Raw genomic sequence first — 8,833 nt, forward strand, 5'->3', positions numbered from 1 at the left:
CTCGTGATTTTTGTCTGCGTCATCGCGATTTTGATGGGCATGGTGTTTGAAGCGATTGGCATTCTGGTGCTCTTGGTTCCTGTCTTCCTGCCCGCACTGACATCCAGCGGGGTCGATATGATCTGGTTTGGTATCTTGGTCGTTCTCGTCAGCGAAATCGGCCTGATCACACCGCCCATCGGCATGAATGTCTTTGTGGTGAAATCCGTGCTGCCAGAGGTGCCGCTCGGCAAGATATTCAAGGGCGTTTTGCCCTACATTCTTGCCCTCGTGATCGGTCTAATCCTCGTTCTGACTATCCCGTCCATCGCAACCTTTTTGCCATCATTGATGAGGTAAGCATCGTGACCAAAGTGAAAAACGTCCTCTTTATTATGGCTGACCAACTCAGATGGGATTACCTAAGCTGCTATGGCCATCCCCATTTGCATACGCCAAACATCGACCGGCTGGCTGAAAAAGGCGTGCGCTTTGATCGCGCTTATGTGCAATCGCCAGTCTGCGGGCCCTCGCGCGCGTCTTGTTATACGGGGCGTACTGTTTTCAGCCATGGCGCGACGTGGAACCGCGTGCCCCTGCCCGTTGGTGAACTGACGCTTGGCGACTATTTGCGACCGCTTGGCGTCAAAACTGCTGTTGTCGGCAAAACCCATATGGTGCCCGACAAAGAAGGCATGGCGCGGCTCGGGTTGAACGAAAGTTCAGAGATCGGCGTCAAGATTAGCCAACAGGGGTTTGATCCCTATGAGCGAGATGATGGTTTGCATCCTGATGAGGTGCTGAAAGCAAAGGGTGGCACGTTGCGGTACAATGATTGGCTGCGTTCCAAAGGGTATGACGGGGACAACCCCTGGAACGACTGGGCCAATGCGGCCGAGGGCGAGGATGGTGAAATCCTGACGGGTTGGCATTTGAAGAACTCCAATTTGCCTGCGCGGGTCAAAGAGGAGCATTCAGAAACCGCCTATATGACAGCGCGCGCCAAGGATTTTATTGAAGAATGCGGCGACACCCCGTGGCTGTGCCACCTGAGTTATATCAAGCCCCATTGGCCCTACATGGCCCCTGCTCCCTATCACGATATGTATGGCCCTGAGACGCTGAAACCTGTTCTGCGCAGCGAAGATGAGCGACGCGATCCCAACCCTGTTTATGGTGCCTTCATGGGAATGGAGGTGAGCGAAACCTTCTCGATGCAGGGCGCACGCGAGACTGTCCTGCCCGCCTATATGGGGTTGATCAAACAGATCGATGATCACCTTGGGCGGTTGTTCGACTGGCTGGAAGAAACTGGCAAGGACAAGAAAACGATGATCGTCTTTACCTCTGATCACGGGGATTACATGGGCGATCATTGGATGGGCGAAAAAGAGCTGTTCCATGAGGTATCGGTGCGCGTGCCATTGATCATCTACGACCCTCGCCCAGAGGCAGATGCGACGCGCGGCACCGCGAGCGATGCTTTGGTCGAAGCGATTGATCTTGTGCCAACCTTCCTAGAGGCGACGGGTGCGCCATCGGCAGAACATCGGCTTGAGGGACGATCATTGATGCCTATCCTTCGGCGCGAGAACCTTGAAGGGTGGCGCGATGCGGCCTTTTCTGAAATCGATTATGGGTTTTACGCAGCGCGCGAGACGCTCAACCTGGGGGCCTCGGATGCACGGGGCTATATGCTGCGGACAAACCGCTGGAAATACGTCCATTTCAAAGGCTTCCCACCGCAGCTTTTTGATATGCAGAACGATCCTGACGAGTTCCACGATTTGGGCCGTCACCCAGATTATGACGCTGAGCGCCGTTACATGCACGCGCGGCTGCTTGAGCGGCTTACGGACCGCAAGAACCGTGTCACCATGACCGATGAAGGTGTTTATGCCCTGCGACGGGACGAAGACACGTCGGGCATTCTTATTGGCAAATGGGCGCCCTAGGCTGAAAGATATCCATGAAGCGGGACCTAAACCTAGCCGAGTTTGAATGGGTGGCGCATGTCACCCGTTCATCGCTCAAGGCAGACGCATTTGCGGGTTTGACAGGCGCGGCGATTGTCCTGCCACAAGCCGTCGCCTTTGCCGCCATCGCAGGATTGCCGCCTGAGCATGGCCTTTACACCGCAATGATCACGCCGATCATTGCAGCGCTTTTTGGTTCCTCCTTGGTTATGGTTTCGGGGCCGACGACCGCGATTTCGGCTGTTGTTTTCTCCTCGCTCGCTGGAAATATGACACCCGGTTCGCCCGAGTTCATTCAAAGCGCCATCTTGCTTGCTTTGATGGTGGGGGTTCTGCAAATCCTTTTTGCGCTCGTCCGCGTCGGGCGACTGGCGGGATTTGTGTCACATTCTGTGATGACGGGATTCACTGCCTCTGCGGCGCTTTTGATCGCGGTCAGCCAGCTGGGACCAGCGTTGGGATTGCCACCATCGGATGGTCACGGCTTTATCGGGCGGCTGGGGTCGCTTCTTGAGCATCTGGCTGACCTCAGCATCCCAGCGCTCTTTTGCGCGGCATTGACCCTCGCCACTGTGATTTTGTTTCGTCTCTTTTTGCCGCGCTGGCCCGGATTTTTGATCGCGCTTGTCGTGGGCACGCTCAGCGTACAGATGATGGGCGAGAGCGCAGCCAATCTACGCTTTGTCGGCGCGCTCCCTGAAGCTTATCCCTCGTTTCAGTTGCCTTGGGCAAACACAGGGCATCTTGCCGATCTTATGGAAAGCGCCTTTGCAATTTCACTGATTGGTTTGTTAGAAGCCATCGCGATTGGGCGCAGCCTGTCGCATCGCACGCGCAGTGAGTTTTCGGCCAACACAGAAGTCATGGGCCAGGGCCTGTCTAATGCTGTTGGAAGTCTGTTCCAGTGCTATCCTGCGTCTGGCTCGTTCACACGCTCCAGCGTTAATTTGGAGGCTGGCGCAAGTAGTCCGCTCGCCGCCATTTTTGCCGCTGTCTTTCTCGTGCTGATGGTTGTGATTTTTCGCCCTCTGGTCGAGATCGTTCCAATCGCTGCGGTGGCAGGTTTGATCCTATATGTTGCGTACCGATTGTTAGACTTTGCGGAGTTCCATCATTTGATCCGCACCAGCCCGCGCGAAACAGGCATCGCGGCTTTGACATTTTTGACCGGTCTGTTCGTCTCTTTGGAATTTGCGATTTATGTGGGAACTGTCGCCTCTTTGGCCGTTTTCCTGAGCAAAAGCGCCAATCCAATTTTGGCGATTGGCGCGCCTGATCCGAGCATGGAGCAGCGCAAGATCAAGAATGCAGAGATGTTTGGTCTCAAAGAATGCCCCAGCGTTTTAATCGCGCGTCTGGACGGGCCGCTCTTTTTTGGATCAGTGGATGCCATCAATGCGCAATTTCGACGGCTCTCTCGTAGCAGACCAGATCAAAACAATCTGGTTTTGATCTTGCACGGGGTCGGTGATGTGGATTTGGCGGGCGTTGAATTGCTTGAACAGGAAATCGAACGGCGGCGCGGTGCAGGTGGAGATATTTTCGTGGTCGCGCATTATCCGCCCTTAGCTAAACGTCTCAAAGACCTCGGCCTTATTGATATCATTGGGGCAGATCGCGTGTTTGAGAATAAGGGCGCTGCAATTGCCGCGGCAATTTCCAAGGTGCGTTCCAAGACCTGCACGGGGTGCATCGCGCGTGTCTTTACAGAATGCGCGATGCGACCAAGTGCAGATGAAACTATCGTCGATGCTTAGGCCATGCCGCCTTTGATCAAACCTTCGGCAAGGCGCGCGTAGGCTTGGGCCATTTCGCCATCGCCCGCTGCAACGGGGGTGCCGCTATCGCCCGCGAGGCGCGTTTCTAGATCGATCGGCAGCGCGCCAAGGAGCGGAACGTTCAAACGCTCGGCTTCGGCAGCAACGCCGCCCTGCCCGAAGATCGCGTGCTCAGAGCCGCAATCTGGGCATTTGAACATAGACATATTTTCGATCAGGCCCAAAATCGGTGTTTTCAGCGTGCCGAACATATCAAGCGCTTTGCGTGCATCGAGCAGCGCCACATCCTGCGGCGTGCTAACCACAATCGCGCCAGTCACTTGGCTGCGTTGGCAGAGCGTCAATTGAACATCGCCCGTGCCTGGTGGCAGATCGACGATCAAAACATCAAGCTCGCCCCATTCGACCTGCCCCAACATTTGTTGAAGCGCGCCCATGAGCATTGGACCACGCCAGACAACAGCTTTGTCAGGGTCCATCATGAGGCCGATGGACATCATGGTGACGCCATGCGCCTTGAGCGGGATGATGGTTTTGCCATCGGGGCTTGCGGGGCGTTTGTTGACGCCCATCATGCGCGGCTGGGACGGGCCGTATATATCTGCATCGAGCAGACCCACACGGCGACCCTGTTTGGCAAGCGCAACTGCGAGGTTGGAAGAGACCGTTGATTTGCCAACGCCGCCCTTACCAGAGCCAATTGCCAAGATGCGATCAACACCAGAGACCGGCGCAGGGCCGCCCTCTTGTGGTTTGGGATGGCCTCCAATTTTCAGGCTAGGCGGCGCAGGCTTTGGCGCGGCTGGACCATGTGCCGTCAAGGCTGCAGCCACTGTGCGCGATCCGGCAACGGCGCTAACAGCGGCCTCTGCGGCCTTGCGCAAAGGTTCCATGTGTTGAGCAACCTCCGGGCTCGGCGCTTCGATAACAAAGCGCACTGCTGCATCATCAACAGATAATGCGCGGATCATATCGCGGCTGATCAGATCGCCGCCGTCAGGCAAAGCCAGTTTCGCCAATGCTGCGCGAATATCAGTTTCAAGATTGCTCATGGTTCTTACTCCAAACACCTGCGCCATATCTGGCAGCTTTGCAGGCAGGCGCAAGGGGCAGCGGTCCAGTTTTCGAATCCACCCCAAATCAAAGCTCAAATAGCAATCACATAGCTCGGATTCTCCTATGCGGTTTCTGCATAGCAGCATTGCCGAAACGATTATTGTGCATTCGCAGCATAACCCTCATATTCAGTTCAACAGCAAGCAACACTGCTTCACACAACGAGTTACCAAGGATTAAGCAAATGGCTTTCTTCACAGACACAGTATCAGTTAACGCAAACCAAGCGTCCTTCGCAGACAAGTTCGCAGCAGTTTGGACACAGGTTCAAGAAGCACGCGCAGCACGCGCCGTTTACAAAAAAACAGTAAGCGAATTGAGCGCATTGTCCGGCCGTGAATTGGCTGACTTGGGCCTGAGCTACGCAAACATCCGTAGCGTTGCATACGAAGCGGCATACGGCGCGAAATAAGAATAGAATACGATAGGCTCCTCCTCCCATTAGAGCCTGTTGTTTCTGGCGGCGGTACACTCCTCCCTCGTACCCCGCCAACAAATACGGTCTAGAACGCTAGATCAGACTTAACGAGTTGCTTCCTCCTCCCATTAAGCAACTTGTTTCAAAGAACGGTGATGTGTCCTCCCACACATCACCGTTTTTTTGTTTTTGGAAGATAGATATTTCGCGGCGCGCAGGCATGGCCTGCGCTGGTCGCGCGTTATTGATAAACGCGCGCCATTTCGCTCAAGGGGAGCGCTTTGATCTTAGAGGCGCGAAAGGCTGATCCGAACGCGATATATCGCTCTTCACAAAGTGTTTGCATCGCTTGGATGCCTTTGCTCAGGTATTTTCGCGGATCAAATTCTGCGGGCGCCTGTTGCAAATTCTGTCGAATCGAGCCCGTCAACGCCAATCTAAGATCGGTATCTACGTTTACTTTTCGAACGCCATGGCGAATCCCGAGCTGGATTTCTTCGACCGGCACACCCCAAGTCGGGGAGATTTCACCGCCATGGGCGTTGATGAGGTCCTGAAGGTCCTGCGGCACCGATGACGCCCCGTGCATGACCAAGGGGATATCGGGAATCTTTTCGTGAATTTTCCGCAGTTGATCGATTGCGAGAATGTCGCCATCGGGTTTACGAGAGAATTTATAAGCGCCATGCGAGGTTCCAATCGCCACGGCGAGCGCATCTACGCCGGTTTGCTCGACAAAATCGCAGGCCTCACCAGGGTCGGTCAAAAGCATATCTCGGGAAAGCGCCCCCTCAAAACCATGCCCATCTTCCGCCTCGCCGCGGCCCGTTTCCAAGCTCCCTAAATGGCCAATTTCCCCTTCAACCGACACGCCAACCATATGGGCCATTTCAACGACCTTCGCCGTGACTGCGGTGTTTTGTTCAAAAGTTGTAGGAAGTGTTCCGCTCTCGTCCAGCGATCCATCCATCATCACAGAGCTAAATCCGTTGGTGATTGCCGACATGCATGTCGCGGGCGAATTGCCATGGTCTTGATGCATGCAGACCGGAATATGCGGGTAGAGTTCAATCGCTGCTTTGATGAGATGTGCGAGCACGATATCATTGGCAAACGCGCGTGCACCGCGGCTAGCTTGCATGATCACCGGACTATTTACGGCATCTGCCGCCCCCATAATCGCGAGCATTTGCTCCATATTGTTAACGTTAAACGCAGGAATGGCGTAGCTGTGGAGACAGGCGTCATCCATCAACTGTTTAAGCGAGATCAAAGCCAAGGTCTGACCTTTCTATGTATGAGATTTGAGTGTGTCGAAGTGGGTGACTTCGTCGCGCGCGCCTAAGATGACAGAGGTGCGTTGATGCGCGCTTGTTGCGGTGACGTCCAAAATATCCGTTTGGCCATTTGAGGCCCGCCCGCCTGCGACCTCGGTGATCATGGCCATGGGAAAGGCCTCATAGAACAATCGTAATTTGCCACCCTGCGCCTGATTTTCCGCATCTGTGGGATAGAGAAACACACCTCCGCGCATGAGTATGCGGTGAACATCCGCGACCATCGACGCTGTCCAGCGCATGTTGAACGCTTTGCCCCTTGGACCAGTGGGCCCCGCGATGCAGCCCTCGACATAGGCAGACACCTGTGCATCCCAATGGCGCGAGCGCGAGACGTTGATCGCGAATTCCGAGGCTTCGGCAGGAATTCGCATGTCGGCTTGCGTCAACACATAGTCCTCGGCAGTGACGTCGAGCGTAAACCCAACGACGCGCGCGCCAAAGGTGAGGACCAGCATCGTCGAGGGGCCATAGATCGCATAGCCTGCGCATTCGAGCGAACGCCCCTCTGGCAAGGGATCAAGATCTGCGCCCAAACGCGATATCGCAAAGATTGAGCCAACGGATAAATTGACATCCAGATTGGACGATCCATCCAGCGGATCATAGGCGACGACAAATCCCCCGCTTTGCGCTGTGCTCAACGTGGTGATGTCCTCGACTTCCTCCGAAATCAGAACCGCTACGTTCGAGTTCTGCACGCAAGAGGTTCGAAAGATATCATCCGCGATGAGATCAATCGGCTTTTGCTCCTCCCCTTGCGGGTTCACTGTGCCTGCGTGACCTTGATTTCCATCTAGGGCCGAATCCCGAACAACCTGCCCGATTTTCCAACAGGCGCTGGCGATACGATCAATCAGGTCAATAAGATCAGGGTCGCTTACCTCAGAGGCGAGGTAAGCGTTCAATGTCATGGATTTCATTTTATTCAGCTCGCGAGGTGTTCGAACAATCGCGCTACTGCCTCAGCGCCCGGATCAACGTGACCATCCAGTTGCTCGGCATTGATATAGCTGGCGCGCCCTGCCTTTGCAGAGGTCAAGGTCGCAGTGTAATCCGCACCTTTGCGCGCGGCGGCGGCTGCGGAAGTCATGTCAGTGTTCAAAGCGTCAAGAGCTGGCAGCAAAGCATCGATCATGGTCCGATCCCCGGGATTTGCCCCGCCGATTTGACGCATACGATCAAGTCCAGTGCGCAGAGCATCTTTCATTGGCAATCCAGAGGAGGATGCATCCCCCGCAGCGGCAAAGAAGATCGCGAGCAATACGCCCGATGAGCCACCCATGGTTTGGCTCAACTCCAAACCAATCGCGCGGTAAAGCTGTGTGTGATCCGCCAAAGGCAAGCTGTCCATCGCATCGATCAGCGCTCGCGACGCCCCTGCCAGTGTTGAACCCGTATCGCCATCGCCAGACTTTGCATCCAAGGTGTTCAGATCTGCTTCGGCCTCGATCAAAACCTGACAACATCCTGTCAAAAACGCTTTGGTCGCATCGTGTGCAGATGCAGGTGCGCGAATTGGTGACAAGCCATCTGGCAGCGGTAGCACGTCGGGTTCGCCAACCTTGTTTATGCCCGGCCATGCAGGCGCATCAACAGATTGGGCCAGATGATCTTCATCACCCGTTGCAAGTTCCATCAAAGAGATCGAAAACCCATGCATATCCAGCGCTGTCATCATGGCATCGGGGCCGACCACATGGCGAATATGTGCGCCCAGATCAGACTGGAGCAAGCTGTTGGTCAGGATCGACATTTCGAGGCATGAGGCGCCGCCCAGATTGTTGATCAAAGCAACATGGGGTGTTTTCGGCATGCCTTCGGCCAATTTTTCGTTCATTTTGGCAATCGCATCTGCCGCACCGTTGGAGGCGACTTGTTCGACGCCTGCTTCGCCATGAATGCCAAGGCCCAATTCAGCCATGCCGTGGGGAATACGTTCTTCTTTCAGCGATCCCGGAACTGTGCAGGTATCAAGCGACATCCCAATTGTGCGGGTTGATTTGATGACCCGTTCCGCCGCGAGGGCGCAAGCCTCAAGATTGGCACCATTTTCGGCCATCGCGCCTGCGATCTTGTGCACGAACAATGAACCTGCAACGCCGCGCGCCTGCGGCAGATCGGGCAAGGCGATATCATCGTCCACGATGACCATGCGCACTTTATGCCCAAAGGCCCGTGCGCGTTCAGCGGCAAGGCCAAAGTTTAGCCGGTCACCTGTATAATTTT

8 protein-coding genes are annotated in these 8,833 nt (G+C 55.1%); 4 read left to right on the plus strand and 4 right to left on the minus strand.

Going from position 1 to position 8,833, the window contains the following annotated elements:
• The 3 genes from ABJQ89_RS17805 to ABJQ89_RS17815 all read left to right on the plus strand — a co-directional run.
• A partial coding sequence (locus tag ABJQ89_RS17805; protein ID WP_348497498.1) for a TRAP transporter large permease subunit occupies window positions 1-339 on the plus strand: 339 nt, incomplete at its 5' end.
• 5 nt (window positions 340-344) lie between these two features.
• Window positions 345-1,934, plus strand: coding sequence for an alkaline phosphatase family protein (locus tag ABJQ89_RS17810; protein ID WP_348497499.1), 1,590 nt, complete (start codon window positions 345-347; stop codon window positions 1,932-1,934).
• A gap of 14 nt (window positions 1,935-1,948) precedes the next feature.
• Complete coding sequence (locus tag ABJQ89_RS17815) at window positions 1,949-3,712, plus strand: SulP family inorganic anion transporter (RefSeq protein WP_348497500.1); 1,764 nt, start codon at window positions 1,949-1,951, stop codon at window positions 3,710-3,712.
• Here the strand turns inward: ABJQ89_RS17815 and ABJQ89_RS17820 are convergent.
• Window positions 3,709-4,785 carry an Mrp/NBP35 family ATP-binding protein gene (locus tag ABJQ89_RS17820; protein WP_348497501.1) on the minus strand — a complete coding sequence of 359 codons (1,077 nt, stop codon included), beginning with the start codon at window positions 4,783-4,785 and terminating at the stop codon, window positions 3,709-3,711. The two genes, ABJQ89_RS17815 and ABJQ89_RS17820, sit on opposite strands and share 4 nt — an antisense overlap.
• A 248-nt stretch (window positions 4,786-5,033) precedes the next feature.
• On the opposite strand from ABJQ89_RS17820, the gene ABJQ89_RS17825 reads away from it, so the two are divergent.
• Window positions 5,034-5,261 carry a DUF1127 domain-containing protein gene (locus ABJQ89_RS17825; protein WP_348497502.1) on the plus strand — a complete coding sequence of 76 codons (228 nt, stop codon included), beginning with the start codon at window positions 5,034-5,036 and terminating at the stop codon, window positions 5,259-5,261.
• Between the two features lie 247 nt (window positions 5,262-5,508).
• On the opposite strand, the gene fba is transcribed toward ABJQ89_RS17825, so the two are convergent.
• From fba to ABJQ89_RS17840, 3 genes are all read right to left on the minus strand, one after another.
• Window positions 5,509-6,546, minus strand: coding sequence for a class II fructose-bisphosphate aldolase (gene fba / locus ABJQ89_RS17830; RefSeq protein ID WP_348497503.1), 1,038 nt, complete (start codon window positions 6,544-6,546; stop codon window positions 5,509-5,511).
• 12 nt (window positions 6,547-6,558) lie between these two features.
• Window positions 6,559-7,518, minus strand: coding sequence for a class 1 fructose-bisphosphatase (locus ABJQ89_RS17835; RefSeq protein ID WP_348497504.1), 960 nt, complete (start codon window positions 7,516-7,518; stop codon window positions 6,559-6,561).
• Window positions 7,519-7,532: 14 nt separating this feature from the next.
• Window positions 7,533-8,833: dihydroxyacetone kinase subunit DhaK (locus ABJQ89_RS17840; RefSeq protein ID WP_348497505.1), on the minus strand; the 1,301-nt coding region annotated here is incomplete at its 5' end.

Source organism: Planktotalea sp. (genome assembly GCF_039984035.1).
Taxonomy (GTDB): domain Bacteria; phylum Pseudomonadota; class Alphaproteobacteria; order Rhodobacterales; family Rhodobacteraceae; genus Planktotalea.